Source organism: Microbacterium sp. LMI12-1-1.1 (assembly GCF_040676455.1).
In the GTDB taxonomy this organism is placed as follows: Bacteria; Actinomycetota; Actinomycetes; order Actinomycetales; family Microbacteriaceae; genus Microbacterium.
In genome coordinates, this window is sequence record NZ_JBEGIA010000012.1 from 273086 (window position 1) to 293461 (window position 20376).

Consider the following 20376-nt stretch of genomic DNA (forward strand, 5'->3'; position numbering starts at 1 on the left):
CGTCGCGGCGTGCGGACCACCTGACCGGGCGGTCTGGAACGGCCGCACCGTCGCCGAAGCGATCCGTGGTTCACGATCCCCTCGGTGCGCGCAGCGGTCCAGCGCCCGATGACACGGGAGGACTCACGGCGCCAGACGGCGTAACGAATCGGCTCCGCCCCCGCGGACTCAGGCCTGCTCGAGCTCGATCCGGTTGCCGCCGGCGCTCTTCGCGCGGTACATCGCGAGGTCGGCGTGGCGGAGCAGCTGGTCGGCCATGAGTCCGCTGCCGGAGGAGGCGACCGCGATCCCGATGCTCGCGCTCAAGGGCGCGGCGGATCCCGTCGGCTCGGCGCGGAAGAGGTCGAGGATCCGCTCCGCGATCTCGACCGCGTCGGAAGGCTCGCCGACCTCGCACACCACCACGAACTCGTCGCCGCCGTACCGGGCGACGAGATCGGAGGCGCGCACCGCCGTGAGCAGTCGCCGGCCCACGTCGCGCAGCATCCTGTCTCCGGCCTGATGGCCGAACAGGTCGTTCACACGCTTGAAGCCGTCCAGGTCGATGAACAGCACCGCGCAGCCGCGGCCGCCCAGGACCTCGTCCATCTGGCTCTCCAGCACTCGCCGGTTCGGCAGCCCCGTCACCTCGTCGTGCGTGGCGGCGTGCGCCAGCCGCGCCTGGAGGCGAAGGGTGGCGAGCGCTTGGCCGGCCTGACCGGCGAGGGCCTCGGCCAGCGGAGCGGCTTCGTCGTCGAACGTGCGCTCGTGGTGGAACCAGCTGATGAATGCGCCGAAGTCTGCCTCCTCGTGGTGCAGCGGCGCGGCGATGAACGCGCGGACGTCAGCGTCCCGCATCGCCGCACCGAGCCCGGGGACGAGGCGCTCGCCTTCCGCGTCGCCGACCACCTTCACGACCCGCCGTGGTGCGGCCACCATCCCGATGAGCGCATCGACGTCGATGCGGCCGCCCAGCACGTCGGGTCCGGCGACGATCCGGCTCGCCCGGTCAGGGCTGCGCAGGAGCACGGTCGACTCCTCGGCGCGATAGGCGCGGGCCGTCGTGTCGGCGAGGATCTCGGCGAGCGAGCGCTCCGTCGAGGCGGTGGAGAAGGCGACGGACGAGTCCATCACGATCTCCAGTCGCGTCCTGGTGCGATCGGCCAGCGCATACCGCCGGCGCAGATCGATCATCGCGCGGAACCGCTCGGTCGCCTCGGCCAGCATGAGCACGTCACCGGTGCCGCGACGCTGACGGGTCATCAGGACCGCCCGGTCGCGCTCTCGGGCGTGCAGCATCATCCACGGTCCCTGTGCGGCATCGGCAGGGAGCAGATCCTCGTGGGAGTGGATGAGGAACTCGCCGATCGACCTGCCGACCATGTCATCCGCTGCAGCCCCGGCCCACTCCGCGAACCACCGGTTGGCCGCGGCGATCGTGCCCGACCGATCCACTCGCACGACGCCTACGGCGAGGGCCTCCGCGCTGCCTTCGTCCACCCCATACTCCTCCCCGCGCCGTCGTCGGAGCCGGTGCAGGAACCATACCGCCCGCCCGCGCCGGGCGTCGTCCGAGGACGTCCGCGACCGGGAGCATCGGGGACCGCCTCGAAAGGCATGTCGGGGACACCCCGATAGGATGGGGTGTAACCGTCCGATAACGGGGGAGTAGCCCATGCCAGGCATCGTGATCGTCGGAGTCCAGTGGGGAGACGAGGGCAAGGGCAAGGCCACCGATCTCCTGGGTGAGCGCACCGACTGGGTGGTCAAGTTCAACGGCGGCAACAACGCCGGACACACGGTCGTGATCGGCGACGAGAAGTATGCGCTGCACCTCCTGCCGTCCGGCATCCTCTCTCCCGGCGTGAACGCCGTGATCGGCAACGGCGTCGTGGTCGACCTCGAGGTGCTGTTCGCCGAGCTCGAGGCGCTGCACGCGCGAGGACTCGACACGTCGCGCCTGCGGATCAGCGCCAACGCGCACATCATCACGCAGTACCACCGCACCCTCGACAAGGTCACCGAGCGCTTCCTCGGCAAGCGGCAGATCGGCACGACCGGGCGCGGCATCGGCCCCGCCTACGCCGACAAGATCAACCGCGTCGGCATCCGCGTGCAGGACCTCTTCGACGAGAACATCCTGCGCCAGAAGGTCGAGGGCGCTCTCGACCAGAAGAACCACCTGCTGGTGAAGATCTTCAACCGCCGCGCGATCACGGCCGACGAGATCGTCGACGACCTGCTGTCGTACACCGAGCGCCTGCGCCCGATGGTCGCCGACACCGGGCTGCTGCTCAACGAAGCCCTCGACGCAGGCGACGTCGTGGTGTTCGAGGGCGGCCAGGCCACGATGCTCGACGTCGACCACGGCACCTACCCGTTCGTGACCTCGTCGTCGGCGACGGCGGGCGGCGCGGCGACCGGCTCGGGCGTCGGCCCGAATCGCCTCGACCGCATCGTCGGCATCGTGAAGGCCTACACCACCCGCGTCGGCTCGGGCCCGTTCCCGACCGAGCTGTTCGACGAGAACGGCGACTTCCTCCGCTCGCGCGGCTTCGAGTTCGGCACCACGACCGGCCGCCCGCGCCGCGTCGGCTGGTACGACGCGCCCATCACGCGCTACGCGACTCGCATCAACGGCATCACCGACCTCGTGCTGACGAAGCTCGACATCCTCACCGGACTCGACCAGATCCCGGTGTGCGTCGCGTACGACGTCGACGGGCAACGCTTCGACGAGGTGCCGGTGAACCAGTCCGACTTCCACCACGCCGTGCCGATCCTCGAGTACTTCCCCGGCTGGAAGCAGGACATCTCGGGCGCGCGCACCTTCGAGGACCTCCCCCTCGAGGCGCAGGAGTACGTCCTCGCCCTCGAGGCGATGAGCGGCACGCGCATCTCGGTGATCGGCGTCGGCGCGTCCCGCGAAGCCGTGATCGTGCGCCACGACCTCGTCGACTGAGCGGCCGCCGTCCGACATGAGATTCCTCCTGGGCGGGTACACCGCCGACATGGACGGCCGTGCGAGCGGGCTCGGGATGCTGCTCGCCGGCGCCCCCGACGAGAACTCCGCGGGTGGCGCGCTCGCGTTCGCCGGCGATGTCGCCGCCGCCGACTCGCCGTCGTGGGTAGCACCGCACCCCGGCTCGCTGACGATGACGCCGGGCGATGTCGTCTACGCGGCGCTCGAGAACCGCCGGCAGGTACAGGCGTTCCGCCGCACGGGTGAGGCGACGTTCGTCCCGCTCGGCGGCGCCGTCCCCGCCGGCGAGGCGGTCTGCCACGTCGCAGTGTCCCCCGACGGCCGCCTCCTGATCGCGAGCTGCTGGGGCGATGGCCGGGTGATCCGGATGGACCTGGACGCCGCCGGCCGGCCCTCCTCGCCGGTCACGGCTCCCGCGGCCGTCGACCCGTACGGCCCAGACGCCGCCTCCGCCCCGGCCTCGGCCGGCGACATCGACCTCGTCGCCGCCGCCCGCGCCCTGCGGGAAGCCGCCGGCGACGAGTACGCGCACCTCGTGCCCGATCACGACGTCGCGGAGCAGGCCGAGACCGGCGCGGAGGGGGACGCAGCGCGTCCCTCGCGCGCGCACCAGGCCGTCTTCCTCCCCGGTGGGCTCATCGCGACCACCGACCTCGGCTACGACGTCGTCCGGTTCTGGCGCGACGGCGGCAGCGGCCTGCGGCCGGTGGAGCAGGTGACGCTGCCGAAGGGCAGCGGCCCGCGGCACATGGTCTGGCATCCGAGCGGCCACCTCTACGTCGTGACCGAGCTCTCGTGCGAGCTGTTCGTGCTCGCACCCTCGGTGGACGGCACCTGGCGGCTCGTCGGCGGCACGCCGCTCGGGGCGGGCACGCTTCCCGGCGACAGCGCCGCCGAGGTGGCTCTCTCGCGCGACGGCGAGTTCGTGTACGCCGGTGTGCGCGGCAGCAACACCCTCGCGACGCTCCGCGTTCGCGGCGCCGGCGACGAGGTGGCTCCGGTCGCCCTCGTCGACGCCGGCGTCGACTGGCCGCGGCACCACGTCGTGGTGCGCGACATCCTGCTCGTCGCCGGTCAGCTGTCGGACGAGGTCGCCTCGCTCACGCTCGACCTGCGCACCGGTGTGCCGGGGCGCGTGCGGCACCGCGCCGACGCGCCCTCGCCGACCTGCCTCCTGCCGATGCGCTGACGGTCGGTCGACCCCCTGCGGTTTGTATAGCCTGGTCGGGGTCGGAAGGCGGGAATGAGTTCGAACACGACGCTGAGCAGTGCGGCTCGCAGCCGTCTGCTCGGGTTCAACGGATTCGTGTGGATCTTCGGGGTCGTGGCGATCCTCCTCATCGGCGTCGCGCTGCTCCCCGGAGCCGGAGACGAGGTCTCGGTGCCCGACGACTACGGGTACGAGCCGTGGCTGAACCCCGACCCCGTGCTCGCCGACGACGAGGGCGACGGGGTGTACAGCGGCGTCGACGGCGCGATGGTGGCGCTCGACGGGCTCGACCCGGCACAGCCGCTGCTGATCACCGAGCTCGACGACACGTACGTCGGCAGAATCTCGGTCACCGGCCCCGCCGGCGAGATCCTCGCCGAGAGTGAGTACGGCGGCCCCGCCGAGTTCGAGTCGTACATCGCCACCGAGGGCAAGTGGGTCATCGTGCCGCAGGCCGACGTCGAACTCTGGATCGACGGGTTCCGCGACGAGCGCTGGCGCATGAGGATCACCACACCCCCGGTCCAGGAGCGCTCGGGCACGGTGAGCGGAATCGGCTCGGCCGTGTTCGTCCTCGGCTCGACCGCCACCACGGCGCGCATCAGCACGCGTGGCGAGGGTCGCGTGAGCATCGAGACCGTCACATCGGCGGGCGTGACCGAGGCCTTCAGCGCGAACGAGCCCACCGACCGCTCCATCGCCTGGGCCGACGGCGACCCGGTGCTGTTCGTGATCGACGCGTGGGACGACGCCGGGTGGACCATCGCCTTCCCCGACGATCCGGCGCCCGCCGCCACCGGCACGCCCACACCGGCACCGGCCCCGAGTGCGACGGCGGTGAGCCCCTGATGGCGGGCGTGGAGCGCATCCGGCGGTTCTCGCTCGTGACCTGGATCGTCGGCACCGTCGCCGTCGCGGTGATCGCCTTCCTCGTGCTGCCGCAGGTCGCCGTCGACGAGCAGACGGGCGAGGTGTACGTCGGCACCCCCGGTGAGGAGGCGTACGCGCCGTGGCTCGCCGACGAGCCTGAGGAGTACGAGATCGTCGACGGCGTGCTCCACGGCACGGCGGCGGGCGGCTTTCTGCGGATCGACGCGGACTCCGCCCTCTTCATGGTCGACAACCCCGAAGGCGAGGGCGAAGCCGACTGGGTCCGGGTCTACCAGCAGCAGGGCGTCGAGTTCGATCCCGACTCCGAGGAGTGGCAGTACCCGGGCTACCTCGGCTCGCTCTACCCCGACTCCGACATCCTGGTGCTGCCGGGTGACGAGGACGGACTCCTCTGGTTCGCACCGTCGCTCACGGACTGGACCGCCGAGGTGACGACGCCGGAGATGCTGCCGATGGGCGAGTCCGCCTCCGGTCAGGGCAACGCGGTGCTGATGTACGAGGGAGCCGCCTTGAGCGGGCGCTTCCAGCACACCGGGAGCGGCCTGTTCATGGTCGCCGTCGTCACCGTCGGCGGATGGGACCTGCTCGTGAACGAGTTCGACGAGGTCGACGTCCGCGCGTCCTGGGAGCCCACGGATCGCGTCGTGTTCCAGGTCGACGCCGACACCGGCGACGGGTCCTGGACGATCACGCTCGACACGCCGGCGGGCGACCCCGCGCCCTCGACCACCCCGACATCCACGCCGACGCCATGACGCGGCATCCCACCGACAAGGAGCAGACGTGACGTTCGCCGACACTCTCACCGAGGCGTTCAAGGCGCGCCTTCCGCTGCTGTACATCGAGACCGGCGAGGAGGTGCGGGCGATCGGCGCGATCTCGGATGCCGCCGAGACGCAGCGTCACCCGCGCGCCCTGTGGACCTGGACGGCGGCGCTCGGGCTCGTCGGCCCCGACGGCTCGTCGGTCGCGAACACCGTGAATCCGGCGCGTGCGCTGCAGCACATCGCGGGGGTCGATGCGCCCAGCGTGTTCGTCTTCTGCGACCTGCACGCCTACTTCGGCGGCGAGCACCGGGCGGGCGACCCCGCGCTCGTGCGCACGGTGCGCGAGACGGCGCTCGAGTTCCGTCACGGCGACGTGTCACGGACGCTCGTGATCACGGCCCCTGTCCGCGTCATCCCGCCCGAGCTCGACGAGGTCACGCACCTCCTCGACTTCCCGCTGCCGACCGCGGCCGAGATCCGGGAGCTCCTCGAGACGATGATCGACAACAACGCGTCGGGCGAGGGCCGGATCCGGGTGGATGCCGATGACGCCGCGCGCGAGCAGCTCGTGCACGCGGCGCTCGGCCTGTCGATGGCCGAGGCCGAGAACGCCTTCGCCCGCGCGATGGTGAACGACGGGAGCCTGTCGGCGCTCGACGTGCCGATCGTGCTCGACGAGAAGCGCCAGGTCGTGCGCAAGTCCGGGGTGCTGGAGTTCGTGCAGGCCGACATCGACCTGGACGACGTCGGCGGGCTCAACAACCTCAAGCGCTGGCTGTCGCGACGCGACGGCTCGTGGCTCGGCGACGCCCGCGCGTACGGCCTTCCGGCCCCGAAGGGCGTGCTCATCACCGGCGTGCCCGGCTGCGGCAAGTCGCTCACCGCCAAGGCGACGGCGGCCTCATGGGGGCTCCCCCTGCTGCGGCTCGACATCGGTCGCATCTTCTCGGGGCTCGTCGGGTCGAGCGAGCAGAACCTGCGCACCGCGATCGCGACCGCCGAAGCCGTCGCCCCGTGCGTGCTGTGGGTCGACGAGATCGAGAAGGGCTTCTCGAACACGACCGGCCAGGGCGACTCGGGTACGACGGCGCGCGTGTTCGGCACCTTCCTCACGTGGATGCAGGAGAAGCGGCATCCGGTCTTCGTCGTCGCGACGGCCAACAACATCGACGCCCTCCCGCCGGAGTTCCTGCGCAAGGGCCGCTTCGACGAGATCTTCTTCGTGGACCTGCCCACCTCCCACGAGCGCGAGGTCATCTGGCGCCTGCAGCTGCGTGCCCGCGCGACCGACGCCAACGGTCTGGAAGCCGTGGCAGCGGACGCCGACGCCGTCGCCGCGCTCGTCGCCGCGAGTGAGAACCACTCCGGCGCCGAGATCGAGCAGTCGGTGGTCTCGGCGCTGTACGAAGGGTTCAGCGCGCGCGGAGAGGTGACCGCCGCGGGGGTGCGGCAGGTGGTCGATACGATGATCCCTCTCGCCGTGACGCAGGCCGAGGAGGTGCAGCGCATCCGCACATGGGCGACCGAGCGCGCGGTGCGCGCCACCGGCACCGAGGACCTGGACTCCGCCGAGCTGACCGGCGCCGTCACCGAGGGTGCGCTGTCGTCGCGCCGCGGCGGCCGCACGGTCGATTACTGATCGACGACGACGGAAGGATGACGAGAGCATGGCGAAGCAGCTCGTGGTGAGGCTCCGCGCCGATGGCACCGTCGATGCGGAGACCATCGGCATGCACGGACCGGAGTGCCTCGACCACATCGAGGCGCTCGAGGCGCTGCTGGATGCCGAGACCGTCTCGTCGCGCTTCACCGAGGACTACACGAGCGCGGCGGTGCACGGCGTCACCCGGCTCGAAGCCGAGCAGACGGACGGCGCCCCATGATCCAGGTCCGCGCGGAATCACCGGGTCGAGGGGGCGAGGCCTCGCTCCTCGGCGCCGTCGCGCCTGTCCGGCGGGCAGCCGAGACGTTGCGGTGGTCACGGTTCCTGCCCGCCACCGCGGCCGAGGGCCCGGGAGTGCGCGCGGCCGTGTGGCTGCAGGGATGCGCCGTGCACTGCCCCGCGTGCTTCAACCCGCAGCTGTGGGCCGACCGCGGCGGTGTGGTCACCGATGCGCGCGCGATCGCCGAGGACTGGGTCGTGGGCGCGGCGGCCGCTGGTGCGGAGGGCGTGACCCTGCTCGGCGGCGAGCCGTTCGACCAGGCCGGGGCCGCGGCATCCGTCGCCCGGGTCTTCCGTGAAGGGGGCCTGGGCGTCATGACGTTCACCGGGTACCCGCTCGACCGCCTCACCGCATGGGCGGGGGCGGGCCGCGACGACGTCGCGGCCCTGCTGGAGGCGACCGACCTGCTCTGCGACGGACCGTACCTGCGCGATCTGCCCGACCGCGAACGCCCGTGGGTGGGCTCGCGCAACCAGGGCATCCGCGCGCTCACCGACCGGTACGCCGACGAGGTTCACCGCATCGCCGCCGAGGGCGGCGCGGACCGGCTCGAGGTGCGGATCTCCCGTGACGGCACGGTCGCGGTGAACGGATGGGCGACGGATGCCGCGCTCGCCGCCCTGCTGGACGACCTGGGTCCGCGGGCCGACAGTCCCGCTCAGATCGCGGCGGGCGCACACGAACGAACGAGAGCGGAGGCCGCGCGATGAGCGTGTCGCTGATCCTGATCCCCGCGGCGCTCGCCGCCGTCACAGCGATCACTGCCGCGGGAGGCATCGGCGCGCTCGCCCAGACTGGCGGAGTCCGCGGCGGCGACCGCGCCGAGACGGATGCCGCCGGCGAGGACGGCCCGCGGCCGGTGTCGGTGCGCACGCGCATGAAGGATCCCGACCTGCTCGCAGATGCACTCCGCGACATCGGCGCGACCGACGTCGTGCAGGACGGCGACGGCCTCACCGCCATGATCGACGGCGTCGAACTCGCGATGACGCGGTCGGCCGAGGGGGTGTGGGCGGCGCACTTCCACCGCGCCGATGGTCTGGAGCTCGCCGAGACGGATGCCGCGCTGCTCGTCGAGAAGCTGGACGCCGCCTACGCGCTGCGCGTGCAGCAGACGGTCGCGGCGCGCATCCGCGAGCGCGCGGCATCCGCCGGCTTCGAGCTCGTCTCCGAGACGCGCGACGACGAAGACACCGTCACGATGGTGCTCGATGTGAAGGACTACGCATGAGCAGCACCACCCGCGCGAAGGCCGCCGACGATGCGCCCAGCATCGGCTGGATGCTCGGCATGAGCTCGTGGATGCTGCTGACGGTCGTCCCCGGGCCGATCGTGACGTGGCTCGGATTCTCGATCATCGGGGTGGCCTCGCGCAGCCGGCGCCTCATCATCCTCGGGGTGGTGTGGGGCGCCGCAGCGATCCTCGTCAGCCTCGAGATCTGGGGTCAGTGGCAGCCGCTCGTCCGCGCGATCGTGTACCTCTCGGGCATGCTCGTCGCGCTCATGGTGAACCCGGGATGGCTGCGCACCATGTGGCAGCGGCGTCTCGACCGCGCGGAGCAGGCGGGCGCCGCGTCGTTCGGCGGGGCGGCGAGCCGCTCGTCGGGGACGGCATCGCGCACGAGCCGAAGCGCGAGCACCGCGAAAAGGCCCTCGGCGCGGTCGTCACGGCGCTCCCGGGCGGCTGCCGCACGTGCTGCCGCGGCGAAGGCTGCCGCGGCGAAGGCTGCCGCGGCGAAGGCCGCGGAGGCGGAGGCCGCCGCCGAGGCCGACGCCGCGTCGCAGGCGGCATCCGACGACACGGTCGAACTCGCGTCGGCGGTGGGCGCCTCGAGCGACGACATGATCGCCGCGCGTGAGGAGGCCGCCCCGCCGGCCGAGCCGGTCGACGTCAACACGGCGACCGCCGCCGAGCTGGAAGACCTGCCGGGCATGACGCGATCACGGGCCCGGCGCGCGGTGAAGGAGCGCGAGGCGCAGGGCGGCTTCACCTCCGTCGAGGACTTCGGCGAGACCGTCGGCCTCCAGCCGCACGAGATCGTGCGGCTGCGCCGCGCCGCCACGTGCTCTCCTCGCCCGCGCGGCGAACGCCGCTTCGGCCGGCGCGTCGACTACTGACGCGTCAGACCTTCGCGTCCTGCTTCTTGAAGAAGACCTGTTTGATGATCAGCAGGATCGACGCCGTCACCGGGATCGCGACGAGCGCCCCGATGAAGCCGAGCAGAGTGCCACCGATGAGCGCGCCGATCACGACGAGCGAGCCGGGGATCTCGATGGCCTTGTTCATGACCTTCGGGGTGAGCACGTAGGCCTCGATCTGGATGTAGATCAAGTAGCAGATGGCGAAGATCAGCGCCGCGAGCGGGCTCGTGAACAGGGCGATGACGGTCGCGACGATCCAGTACAGCACGGGTCCGATCAGGGGGATGATCGTGATCGAGAAGGCGAGCACGCCCATCAGCAGCGGATACGGCAGCCCCAGCACCAAGTGCAGGAGAGTTGCGACCACGGAGTTGAAGAACGCCAGGATGACCATTCCCATGAGGTATCCCCCGACGGAGTCGGTGATCTGGTCGGTCATGGCCCGCACGCCCGGGCGCCGGCGTGCCGGCGCGAACTGCATCAGCGAGTTCTTGATGCCGGGAAGCGAAGCGACGAAGTACAGGGTGAGGACGACGATGATCAGGCCACCGGAGATAGCCGTGGCGATGCCGGCGCCGACCTTCAGCACACCGCCGGAGATCGCCGCGATATTCGCCGGGTTGGTGATCCACTTCTCGGCGTCGGTCACCAGCGAGTTCAGCCCGGTGCCGAAGATCCCCTCGAGCCACTGGAAGAAGTCGGATTTCTGGAAGTTGTCGAGGGTGTCGGGGATGCCGGTGACGAACTGGCCGATCTGGGCGACCAGGGTCGGCACGACGAGCATCATGAGACCGACGCCGAGGATGGCGCCGGTCAGGAAGATGATGGCGATCGCCCACCCACGCTTGACCCCGTGCCTGCCCAGCCACTTGACCACCGGATCCAGGCCCAGGGCGGCGAACATCGCCAGTCCGATGTAGACGAGGATGGTCGAGATGTTGGTGAGGGCGATGCCGAGGAGGAGCGCGACCAATCCGCCGAGTGTCAGCAGCAGCCCAGCGGCGAAAGGGTTGTCGAGCCTCGCCCAGAAGGGCCGACCTTGCTGGTTGTCGGCGACGGTGAACGTGGCTGGATGGTCGCTCACGACGACCGCGGCAGCGTCGGTGCCGGCTGCCGGGGCCGCGGCCAGGGGTTCGGCGGCTTCGGCGGCGGTCGCGCCGAGCGAGGACGAGGGGTCGGTCATGCGTCACACTCTAGGGGCGGGGCGGCCCCCCGCACACGCCGGCCCGGCGATTTCACCCTGATCGTGCGACGCCCGCCGGGCGGCGTGCCGGGCCGCACCGCTCGGGTATCGTCGAGGGGCGAGGAGGACCGCCATGACCGAAGATCCCACGACGACGCTGGCGCGGCTGCGCAGCAGCATCGACAACATCGACGCCGCCCTGGTGTATCTGCTCGCCGAGCGCTTCAAGGCGACGAAGCAGGTGGGTCATCTGAAGGCCGACCACGGCATGCCCGCGTCCGACCCGGCCCGCGAGGAGCAGCAGGTCGCGCGCCTGCGGCGTCTCGCCGAAGAGGCCGACCTCGACCCCGCCTTCGCCGAGAAGTGGTTCAACTTCATCGTCGCCGAGGTCATCCGCCACCACACCGAGGCCGCCGACAGTCGCTGAGTCGCTGACGGCGGCGGAGCGACGGATGCCCCGACCCGGCGCGAGCGCGGGGTCGGGGCATCCGTTCCTCGTCGCCGGCGATCAGGGGACGGTGCGCCGCAGCGTCAGGTACGAGATCCCGCCGAGCAGCACGGTCACGAGCAGGCCCCAGGCGGCGAACCCGGCCGGTCCCTGCTGGACGATCGTCGAGATCACGTCGGTCCACATCTCGAAGCGGGTGATCGCCCAGACCGCGAGGACCAGGAGCAGGCCGACGCCCGACCAGATGATCGTCAGCACCATGGCTCCGGACCGCTTGTACACGGTCGCCGACCAGAATCCGAGCATGAAGATGAGCAGCGCCAGGACGAAGTAGAAGAACGCCGCCACGAGCGGGCCCTCCGCGACCACCCAGTCCAGGGCGAAGAAGTACCCGTTGAGGCCCCAGCCGTTCGTCGCCTCCTCGATCATGCCGCCGACGGCGAAGACCGCGGCCAGCAGCACGGCGCACATCGCGGCGGCGAGCATCGTGCCGAGGAAGAACTCCCTGCGGGTCACGCTCATCGCCTGCGAGAACGGGAACGTCAGGGTCAGCGACGAGATCCCCACGAACAGCAGCACCCAGAGAGGTGCCTGCGAGCCACCGCCGTAGAACGGTCCGGGCAGGCCCGAGCTGGCGAGGATCGCGTAGATCGCGATCGTGATCGCGAACGAGGCGCCGAGCACGATCAGCGGTACCCAGACGAAGGTCTGCTTGTTGATCAGCTGCATGCGCACGACATTGACGGTGCGGTTCATCGCAGAGCTCCTTCATCGGCGGCGGCCGCTTCGGCGGACGCTCGCTGGGTGGTGCGCACGATCAGCTGCTGCAGCGATACCGGCGCAATGTCGAGGCCCGCCGCGGCGAGCTGTGAGTGGTCGTCCGCGGTGAGCGGCCCGAGCACGGTGACCGAGGCCACGTGGCCGAGGGACTCGCGGTGGATGATCTCGCGACCGGCGACGAAGGCGTCGACGGCGGCCGTGTCGCCGACGATGTTGGCGGCACGGCCGCGCACGGCATCCGTCTCTTCGTCCATCAGGATGCGGCCGCGGTCGATCACGAGCACACGCTCGATGAGGTTGGACACCTCGTCGATCAGGTGGCTCGAGAGGATGATCGTGCGGGGGTGCTCGGTGTAGTCCTCCAGCAGCCGGTCGTAGAAGATCTGGCGGGCGACGGCGTCGAGGCCCAGATACGGCTCGTCGAAGAACGTGATCTCCGCGCGGGCGGCGAGGCCGATGATCACACCGACAGCGGAGATCTGCCCGCGGGACATCTTCTTGATCCGCGTCTTGGACGGCACCTGGAAGTCCTCGATCAATCGCTGCGCGAGCTCTTCGTCCCAGTTCGGGAAGAACAGGCGGGCGGTGGCGAAGGCGTGCTTCGCAAGCGCGTCGTCGGGGTACTTCTGGCTCTCGCGCACGAAGCACATGCGGCTGAGGATGCGCGCGTTCTCGTACGGCTGCTCGCCGAAGATGCGCACCTCGCCGCTGGTGGCGAAGTTCTGCGCCGTCAGAATCGACATGACGGTCGTCTTGCCGGCTCCGTTGCGGCCGAGCAGGCCGTAGATCGTGTTCCTCTCGATGGTGAAGCTCACGTCGTCCACCGCGACGGTGTCGCGGTAGCGCTTGGTGAGATTCTTCACCTCGATGACGTGCGTCCCGGTCGTCATCGTGGGTTCCCTTCTGTCGTGGTCGTGCCGCGTCCCGAGGCGCGGTCGCGGATGAGCAGTGCGAGGTCGTCGGGCCCGAGCCCGAGCTTGCGGGCCTCGGCCAGCAGCGGGTCGACGAAGCGGTCGGCGAAAGCGCTCCGGCGCTCGGCGAGCAGCAGGTCGCGCGCGCCCGGCGCGACGAACATGCCGATGCCGCGGCGCTTGTACAGCACGCCCTTGTCGGTCAGCATGGCGATTCCCTTCGCGGCGGTGGCGGGGTTGATTCGGTAGAACGCGGCGAGCTCGTTCGTCGACGGGGCCTGTGCCTCCTCGGCGAGGGACTCGTCGATGATCGAGTCCTCCACGCTTTCGGCGATCTGGACGAACAGCGCCCGGCCTTCTTCGATCACGTCGCTCCCGGTGAGTTGGTTACTTACTTGAGTAACTAACCATTGAAGCGGCCGGTATGTCAAGTGCCCCGAGGCGCCACCCGTCCGTCAGCTTCACGGCCCGGCCACCGCGCGAGCCGTGTTATCACGCGTGCGCGACCTACCTAAAGCGCCGATGGCTGTCCAATTTGCCCGCTCGCGGCCGTCGTGAAACGGTGGATCAGGCCCCTCATGGGGCTGTTCCCGACCAGTCCGCGGTCACGGGTGACGCCCTCACGGGGCGCCAGACCGGTGAGCGTATGGTCGGCGGCCGGAGCGCGGATCCGACATCCGCTGCGTGTACGGCCGCCACCCGGGCGCAACCGCTGCAGCTTCTGCACGGAAGCTGCCGAGGTGCACACAGTGACGCTTCCTCCTGCCATCGAGGCGAAGGGCCTCTTCAAGGTCTTCGGACGAAACCCCAAGGACGCCGTCCGGCGCCTCCGCACCGGCGCGACGCGCGCCGACGTCGCGGACGCCGGCTCGGCCGCCGTGATCGACGCGAGCTTCACCGTCCAGCCGGGAGAGATCTTCGTCATCATGGGGCTCTCCGGCTCCGGCAAGTCCACCGTGCTGCGCATGCTCAACGGACTGCTCCCGCCCACGGCGGGCGAGGTGCTCGTGCAGGGGCAGAGCGTCACGAAGGGCTCGGCGAAGGCCCTGCGCGGCATCCGCCAGCGTTCCGTCTCGATGGTGTTCCAGCACTTCGCGCTGCTGCCCCACCTGACGGTGCTCGACAACGCCGCCTACGCGCTCGAGATCCAGGGCGTCGGGCGCGACGAGCGGCGCGAGCGGGCGCGAGAGATCCTCGGCAAGGTCGGGCTCGGCGACCGTGCCGACGCGATGCCCGACGAGCTCTCGGGGGGCATGCGTCAGCGCGTGGGCCTGGCCCGGGCGCTCACCTCGGGCACCGACATCCTGCTCATGGACGAGGCGTTCTCGGCCCTCGACCCGCTCATCCGGCGCGAGATGCAGGAGCAGCTCATCGAGCTGCAGCGCGAGCTCGGACGCACCATCGTGTTCATCACGCACGATCTCAACGAGGCGATGTTCCTCGGCGACCGCATCGCCGTGATGCGTGACGGCCGCATCGTCCAGAACGGGACGCCGGAGGAGATCCTCACCGACCCGGCGAACGACTACGTCGCGCAGTTCGTGCAGGATGTCGACCGGGCACGCGTGCTCACCGCCGGCTCGGTGATGGCGCCGCCCGCCGCGACCACGCCGGTGAGCGCCGGCGTGCGCGGAGCGCTGCGGGTGATGCGCGACCTGCAGGTCGGATCCGTGTCGGTCATCGAGAACCGCAGGTTCCTCGGCACGGTGACCGATCGCGCGGTGATCCGGGCCGTCAAGGACGGTCGGACGGACCTTCGCGCGATCGTGCACACCGCCCACGCGGCGGTGCACGTCGACGACCCGCTGACGGATGTCGTCGAGCGGGCAGTGGAGCGTCCGGTGCCGGTCGCGGTCGTCGACGACGCCGGCCGGCTCGTGGGCGCCATCCCCCGCGTGACCCTGCTCGCCGCTCTCGGCAACGTGCCGCCGGTCACCCGCGAGAACCCGGTCATCGACCTGCCGGCCACGGTGCCGGCGAGCGAGATCACGCAGACGCTCGCGGCGGTCGAGCAGCCCGCGACCGCGGCGCGGGCGTCCCGCCCGGCCTCACCGACGATGGTCGCCGAACCCGGAGGCCGCCCTGTGACCGATGCCCGCGCCACGACCGAGGGAGCCGCACGATGAACGATGTCTTCCGCCTTCCGCTGGGCGATGTGGTCGAGACCGCCGTCCGCTGGATGATCGACGTGCTCGGCGGCTTCTTCGACGTCGTCGCCCTCGTCTTCAACGGCCTCTACGGCTGGCTCGACGCGTCCCTGTCGACCCCGCCGTTCTGGGTCGTGATCCTCGTGATCGCCGCATTCGCATACTGGTCGAAGGGCATGCTGCTCGCCATCGGCAGCGTTGTCGGACTGCTCGTCATCGTCGCGGTAGGGCAGTGGTCGAACGCGATGGACTCGCTCGCCCTGGTGATCCTCGCCGCCGCGGTGGCGATCGCCATCGCGGTTCCCCTCGGCATCTGGGCGGCGCGCAACGACCGCGTATCGGCGGCGCTGCGCCCCGTCCTCGACTTCCTGCAGACGATGCCCGCGTTCGTCTACCTGATCCCGGCGATGCTGATCTTCGGCGTCGGGCCCGTTCCCGGCATGGTCGCGACCATCGTGTTCGCCCTCGCTCCCGGCGTGCGCCTGACCGAGCTCGGCATCCGCGGCGTCGACCCCGAGATCGTCGAGGCGGGTCACGCGTTCGGCGCCTCGCCCGGGCGCATCCTGCGCCAGATCCAGCTGCCGCTGGCCCTGCCGAGCATCATGGCGGGCGTCAACCAGGTGATCATGCTGAGCCTGTCGATGGTCGTCATCGCCGGCATGGTGGGCGCGGGCGGGCTGGGCGGCCAGGTGGTGCAGAGCCTCAGCCGCATCGACATCGGGCTCGGCGTCGAAGCCGGCCTGTCCGTCGTGATCCTCGCGATGATCCTCGACCGCGTCACGTCCGGCTTCTCCACGCCGCGCCCGCGGACGGCTCGCCGCGCCGGTGCCGTCGTGAGTGGAACACCGGATGTGGAGACGGATGCCGCGCGCCGGGGGTCCGTCGACGCCGAGGGTCCCGCGACAGCAGGCCCGGCATCCGTCCCCGACGACGCGCCCTCCGCGCGGCCCGAGCCCGCCCACGTCTGACCCGACCCGAGAGGACTGACATGATCACGCGACGCATCATCGCCGCAGGCATCGCCCTGGCGGGGACCGCCGGGCTGCTCGTGACCGGCGCCCTCGCGCAGACCGGCGCGGGGACTGCCGGCAAGGGCCACCTGACCATCGCCGTCTTCAACGGCTGGGACGAGGGCATCGCCGCGTCCGAGCTGTGGAAGGCCGTGCTCGAGGAAGAGGGGTACACCGTCGACCTCGCCTACGCCGACCCCGCGGCGGCCTACACGGGAATCGCGCAGGGCGACTACGACCTGACGCTCGACACCTGGCTGCCACTCACGCACGCCGACTACATGGACACCTACGGCGACGACCTCGTCGACCTGGGTGCCTGGAACGACGAGGCGAAGCTCACCATCGCGGTGAACGAGGACGCCCCGATCGACTCGCTGACCGAGCTCGCCGCCAACGCCGACCTGTTCGGCAACCGGCTGGTCGGCATCGAGGCCGGATCCGGCCTCGTCACCGTGACCCAGGACGACGTCATTCCCGGGTACGGCCTGGAGGGCATGGACTTCGTGACGGCGTCCACCCCGGCGATGCTCACCGAGCTGCAGGCCGCGACGGATGCCGGACGCGACGTCGCCGTCACTCTGTGGCGCCCGCACTGGGCGTACAACGCGTTCCCGATCAAGGACCTCGAAGACCCCGACGGCCTGCTCGGCGACGCCGAGGGCATCCACACGGTCACCTCGACCGCGTTCGCCGAGGAGCAGCCCGAGGTCTCGCGCTGGCTCGAGGACTTCCGGATGGACAACGAGCTGCTGTACTCCCTCGAGGACGCCATGTTCGGCGCGTACGATGGCGACGACTACGGCCCCGTCGTGGCGGAGTGGATCGCCGACAACCGGGACTGGGTCGACGGCCTCACCCGCTGACCCCGGGAATCCCTGCCGCGGCCCCGCACCCGAAATAGGGTGTGGGCATGACGGTGGCGTTCGTTCTCGGCGGTGGGGGCGTCCGCGGCGCCGTCGAGATCGGCATGCTGCGGGCGCTCCTCGAGTCCGGCATCCGTCCCGACCTCGTCGTCGGCACCTCGATCGGCGCCATCAACGGCGCGCTCGTCGCGAGCGACCCGACGCCCGCCGTGATCGAGCGCCTGCTCGACGCGTGGACCTCCCCCGAGGCGAACGCCGTCTACGGCGACTCGCTCTTCGCGCAGTTCACCCGGCTCGTGAAGACGAAGACGCACCTGAACTCACCGGCGCCGCTGCGACACCTGCTCGAGCGGTCGCTGGGCGCCGACACCCGCTTCGAGGACCTCCCGGTGCCCCTGCGCGTGGTCGCCGCGAGCATCGAGCGCGCCGCCGAGCACGTGTTCGAGTCGGGCCCGCTGATCGAGGCGATCCTCGCGTCGGCGTCGGTGCCGGGCCTCCTGCCCCCGACGCGCATCGGCGACGAGCACTTCATCGACGGCGGCATCGTGAACTCGATCCCGATCGCTCAGGCGGTGGATGCCGGAGCCCGCACCGTCTTCGTGCTGCAGGTCGGCCGCATCGAGACGCCGCTCGTCGCGCCGCAGTCGGCGGTGGACACCGCGCGCGTGGCCTTCGAGATCGCCCGCCGCCACCGGTTCGCGCGCGACGTCGCGACGCTGCCCGAGGGCGTCGCCCTCCACGTGCTGCCCAGCGGCGGCGGGATCGACGGCGGCGACGCACTGATGTCGTACCGCCGCATGGACACCGTCCGCCGGCGCATCGACGCCGCATACGACGCGAGCCTGACGTTCCTCGCCGAGCGCGGCCTCGGCGACCGGGGGCTCGGCGGCCAGCCGCCGGCCGAGCGCGACGCCGCCCGCGGTGAGGGCGCCGCCCGCGGTGAGGGCGCCGCCCGCGGTGGGGCTGCGCACGGCGAAGCTTCGCGGGGCGAGGACGCCGCCCGCGGCGAGGCTGCGGACTGATGGGCGTGCCGCGGACCTGGGTGCGCCGCATCCTTCTGGCGCCCCTGGTGATCGTCGTGGCCGTCGTCATGCTGGTGCTCACGCCGATCTGGCTGATCCTCGCGCTGGCTCTCACGTCGTTGGTGCCCGGGCGGTTCCGGCTCCCGCGCGTTCTCTGGCTCGTGACCGTCTACCTGCTCTGGGACGCGATGCTCGTCGTCGCGATGTTCGGGCTGTGGATCGCATCGGGCTTCGGATATGCGCTCCGGCGCCCGGGCTTCGTGGCCGCCCACTACCGCCTCGGCGGCTGGGGACTGCGGGTGCTGTTCCGGATCCTCGGGGGCGTGCTGCGGCTCACGATCACCACGACGGGGTCCGATGAAGGGGCGGCGGCGCCGGGCCGGGCCGCCTTCGACCGGCTCTTCACTCCCGGCACGCCGCTCGTCGTCGCCAGTCGCCACGGGGGACCCGGCGACTCGTTCATCCTGATCCACACGCTGCTGAACGAGGTCGCCCGCCAGCCGCGCATCGTCCTGAAGTACACACTGCAGTGGGATCCGGCGATCGACATCCTGCTGCACCGCGTGCCGTCGCGGTTCATCGTGCCGTCGGGCTTCGGGCATGGGCACGCGGGGGGAGGTCTGCGGGTCGAGGAGGCGCTCGCCGAGCTCGCCACCGGCCTCGGACCCGACGACGCGTTCGTCATCTTCCCGGAGGGTGGCAACGTCAGCCCCGCTCGTCGCCGCTCGCGGATCCAGCGTCTGCGCGACGCCGGGCGGGAGGCGATGGCCGAGCGGGCCGAGGCGCTGCGGCACGTCATGGCGCCGCAGCCGGGCGGCATGCACGCCGCGCTGGATGCCGCCCCCGACGCCGACGTCGTGTTCATCGCCCACACCGGCCTCGACCGCCTCGTGACGCTCCGCGACATCTGGCGCGAGCTGCCCATGGACAAGGGCATCACCATGCGCGCCTGGCGCGTGCCCCGTGCGGACGTGCCAGACGACCTCGATGCCCGCGCCGCGTGGCTGTTCGACTGGTTCGCCCGCATCGACGCCTGGATCGACGCGCACCCCGAGGTCAGCGCCTGACCGCGCGCAGGTCGCAGCGCGTTCGAACGGTCAGCGGTGGGGTTTGGGGTGCGTCACCCGACCGGGTGCGTCGCCGCTGCCGCGTGACGGCACGGGCCACGTGGCGGCTGCCGGCGGGGTCGTGCTCGGGCGCTTCGGCGCGGGGAGCGGCTCGGCGATGGGCTCCGGCGCAGGGGCGGGGGCGGATGCCGGCGGCGCTGCGGGGGCGGACGCCGGGGGCGCCGTCGTGGTGGTCGCGGAGGGGGTGTCCGTCGTCGTGGACGTGGTCGGTCCGAGTTCGAGCATCACCTTGTTCTCGAGCACCTCGATCGCCTCGTCCGAGATCGAGAGGAGTCCGTCGAGCTCCTCGCGCACGCGCCGGTACGCGAGCTGGCGCTCCGCCGGCGTGGCTGCTTCGTCGATCGCGACGGTGAGGAGCTTCTTCGCGGTGTCGAGCCGCTTGCGCTCGACCTCGGTGAAGCTCGAGTCGCGCAGGCGCCGGGCATCGCGCTCGGCGACGTCGAAGGCCACCTCGAAGTCGGCCACCGCGTTGCGGTACTCGGCCAGCTGCTCCTTCGACAGGCGCGCCTTCGGCGATGGCGGGCGCAGGCCGTCGGCGATGCGCTTGGCACGGAGGAACGCTGCGGTGAGGGGCTGACGGCCATCGCTCATCGCCGGGAAGGCGATGATCTTCGCCACATCGAGCTCGTACTCGAGCCAGCGCGCGGTGACGCCGTCATGGGTCGCGAACAGCCGCTCGAGCTGCGTGACCTGGGTCTCGCGCGGAGCCGCCGTGGGCTCGGGCACCGCCGTCTGACCGGTGATCGGTGGGAGGGATGCCGCGGCCACGGCCTTGCCGCGCGCCGCCGCCTGTGCGGCCTTGAGCTCGGCCTTCGCGTGCATGACTTCGATGCGGCGCTGGTGGCGCCGGCGGGCACCACGCTCCCAGGCGTTGCCGACCATGCCGACAACGCCGATCAGAGGAAAGACCAGCCACCAGAAGTCGCCGAGAAAATCGAGGATCGGCTGCACTCTGTCATGCTAACCG

Annotated in this window: 21 protein-coding genes; 15 read left to right on the plus strand and 6 right to left on the minus strand. The window is 71.1% G+C overall.

Annotated elements, in window-relative coordinates; genetic code table 11:
- Positions 1–168 precede the first annotated feature (168 nt).
- Complete coding sequence (locus MRBLMI12_RS09915; RefSeq protein ID WP_363356185.1) at positions 169–1479, minus strand: diguanylate cyclase; 1311 nt, start codon at positions 1477–1479, stop codon at positions 169–171.
- Positions 1480–1654: 175 nt separating this feature from the next.
- Between MRBLMI12_RS09915 and MRBLMI12_RS09920 the strand changes: the two genes are divergently transcribed.
- From MRBLMI12_RS09920 to MRBLMI12_RS09960, 9 genes are read left to right on the plus strand one after another with little or no spacing between them, the layout of a single operon-like run.
- Positions 1655–2941 carry an adenylosuccinate synthase gene (locus MRBLMI12_RS09920; protein ID WP_363356187.1) on the plus strand — a complete coding sequence of 429 codons (1287 nt, stop codon included), beginning with the start codon at positions 1655–1657 and terminating at the stop codon, positions 2939–2941.
- Positions 2942–2957: 16 nt separating this feature from the next.
- Positions 2958–4151 carry a lactonase family protein gene (locus MRBLMI12_RS09925; RefSeq protein ID WP_363356189.1) on the plus strand — a complete coding sequence of 398 codons (1194 nt, stop codon included), beginning with the start codon at positions 2958–2960 and terminating at the stop codon, positions 4149–4151.
- 54 nt (positions 4152–4205) lie between these two features.
- Positions 4206–5021 (plus strand): hypothetical protein, encoded by an 816-nt coding sequence (locus MRBLMI12_RS09930; RefSeq protein ID WP_363356191.1) that lies wholly within the window; start codon positions 4206–4208, stop codon positions 5019–5021.
- Complete coding sequence (locus MRBLMI12_RS09935; RefSeq protein WP_363356193.1) at positions 5021–5818, plus strand: hypothetical protein; 798 nt, start codon at positions 5021–5023, stop codon at positions 5816–5818. The genes MRBLMI12_RS09930 and MRBLMI12_RS09935 overlap by 1 nt, the downstream gene beginning before the upstream one ends.
- 28 nt (positions 5819–5846) lie before the next feature.
- Positions 5847–7469 (plus strand): AAA family ATPase, encoded by a 1623-nt coding sequence (locus tag MRBLMI12_RS09940; RefSeq protein ID WP_363356195.1) that lies wholly within the window; start codon positions 5847–5849, stop codon positions 7467–7469.
- A gap of 28 nt (positions 7470–7497) precedes the next feature.
- The gene (locus MRBLMI12_RS09945; protein WP_363356197.1) at positions 7498–7713 is read left to right on the plus strand and encodes a DUF2997 domain-containing protein; all 216 of its coding nucleotides are present in this window, start codon (positions 7498–7500) and stop codon (positions 7711–7713) included.
- Positions 7710–8483: a 4Fe-4S single cluster domain-containing protein gene (locus tag MRBLMI12_RS09950; protein WP_363356200.1), complete on the plus strand. Its 774-nt coding sequence runs from the start codon at positions 7710–7712 to the stop codon at positions 8481–8483. Before MRBLMI12_RS09945 ends, MRBLMI12_RS09950 begins: the two co-directional genes overlap by 4 nt.
- The gene (locus MRBLMI12_RS09955) at positions 8480–9004 is read left to right on the plus strand and encodes a hypothetical protein (protein WP_363356202.1); all 525 of its coding nucleotides are present in this window, start codon (positions 8480–8482) and stop codon (positions 9002–9004) included. The genes MRBLMI12_RS09950 and MRBLMI12_RS09955 overlap by 4 nt, the downstream gene beginning before the upstream one ends.
- The gene (locus MRBLMI12_RS09960) at positions 9001–9891 is read left to right on the plus strand and encodes a ComEA family DNA-binding protein (protein WP_363356204.1); all 891 of its coding nucleotides are present in this window, start codon (positions 9001–9003) and stop codon (positions 9889–9891) included. Before MRBLMI12_RS09955 ends, MRBLMI12_RS09960 begins: the two co-directional genes overlap by 4 nt.
- A gap of 4 nt (positions 9892–9895) precedes the next feature.
- Here MRBLMI12_RS09960 and MRBLMI12_RS09965 read toward each other — a convergent pair whose 3' ends face one another.
- Complete coding sequence (locus MRBLMI12_RS09965) at positions 9896–11098, minus strand: AI-2E family transporter (RefSeq protein WP_363356206.1); 1203 nt, start codon at positions 11096–11098, stop codon at positions 9896–9898.
- Between the two features lie 133 nt (positions 11099–11231).
- Here MRBLMI12_RS09965 and MRBLMI12_RS09970 point away from each other — a divergent pair, with 133 nt between their 5' ends.
- The gene (locus MRBLMI12_RS09970; protein ID WP_363356208.1) at positions 11232–11525 is read left to right on the plus strand and encodes a chorismate mutase; all 294 of its coding nucleotides are present in this window, start codon (positions 11232–11234) and stop codon (positions 11523–11525) included.
- Between the two features lie 81 nt (positions 11526–11606).
- On the opposite strand, the gene MRBLMI12_RS09975 is transcribed toward MRBLMI12_RS09970, so the two are convergent.
- Genes MRBLMI12_RS09975 through MRBLMI12_RS09985 form a run of 3 tightly spaced genes read right to left on the minus strand, consistent with a single transcriptional unit; the run spans position 11607 to position 13605 of the window.
- Positions 11607–12302, minus strand: a complete 696-nt coding sequence (locus MRBLMI12_RS09975) for a hypothetical protein (protein WP_363356210.1) — start codon at positions 12300–12302, stop codon at positions 11607–11609.
- Complete coding sequence (locus MRBLMI12_RS09980) at positions 12299–13216, minus strand: ABC transporter ATP-binding protein (protein WP_363356212.1); 918 nt, start codon at positions 13214–13216, stop codon at positions 12299–12301. The genes MRBLMI12_RS09975 and MRBLMI12_RS09980 overlap by 4 nt, the downstream gene beginning before the upstream one ends.
- Positions 13213–13605, minus strand: a complete 393-nt coding sequence (locus MRBLMI12_RS09985; protein WP_363356214.1) for a GntR family transcriptional regulator — start codon at positions 13603–13605, stop codon at positions 13213–13215. Before MRBLMI12_RS09985 ends, MRBLMI12_RS09980 begins: the two co-directional genes overlap by 4 nt.
- 381 nt (positions 13606–13986) lie before the next feature.
- Here MRBLMI12_RS09985 and MRBLMI12_RS09990 point away from each other — a divergent pair, with 381 nt between their 5' ends.
- The 5 genes from MRBLMI12_RS09990 to MRBLMI12_RS10010 are packed head-to-tail and all read left to right on the plus strand — an operon-like array spanning position 13987 to position 19349.
- Complete coding sequence (locus tag MRBLMI12_RS09990; RefSeq protein ID WP_363356216.1) at positions 13987–15363, plus strand: quaternary amine ABC transporter ATP-binding protein; 1377 nt, start codon at positions 13987–13989, stop codon at positions 15361–15363.
- On the plus strand, positions 15360–16352 hold the full coding sequence (locus MRBLMI12_RS09995) for an ABC transporter permease (protein WP_363356218.1): 993 nt from the start codon (positions 15360–15362) through the stop codon (positions 16350–16352). Before MRBLMI12_RS09990 ends, MRBLMI12_RS09995 begins: the two co-directional genes overlap by 4 nt.
- Before the next feature lie 20 nt (positions 16353–16372).
- Positions 16373–17260, plus strand: a complete 888-nt coding sequence (locus tag MRBLMI12_RS10000) for a glycine betaine ABC transporter substrate-binding protein (RefSeq protein ID WP_363356220.1) — start codon at positions 16373–16375, stop codon at positions 17258–17260.
- A gap of 47 nt (positions 17261–17307) precedes the next feature.
- A complete protein-coding gene (locus MRBLMI12_RS10005; protein ID WP_363356222.1) occupies positions 17308–18282 on the plus strand; it encodes a patatin-like phospholipase family protein in 975 nt (324 codons plus the stop codon).
- A complete protein-coding gene (locus MRBLMI12_RS10010; protein ID WP_363356224.1) occupies positions 18282–19349 on the plus strand; it encodes a 1-acyl-sn-glycerol-3-phosphate acyltransferase in 1068 nt (355 codons plus the stop codon). The genes MRBLMI12_RS10005 and MRBLMI12_RS10010 overlap by 1 nt, the downstream gene beginning before the upstream one ends.
- A gap of 30 nt (positions 19350–19379) precedes the next feature.
- Here MRBLMI12_RS10010 and MRBLMI12_RS10015 read toward each other — a convergent pair whose 3' ends face one another.
- Positions 19380–20360, minus strand: coding sequence for a hypothetical protein (locus MRBLMI12_RS10015; protein ID WP_363356227.1), 981 nt, complete (start codon positions 20358–20360; stop codon positions 19380–19382).
- Positions 20361–20376 lie beyond the last annotated feature (16 nt).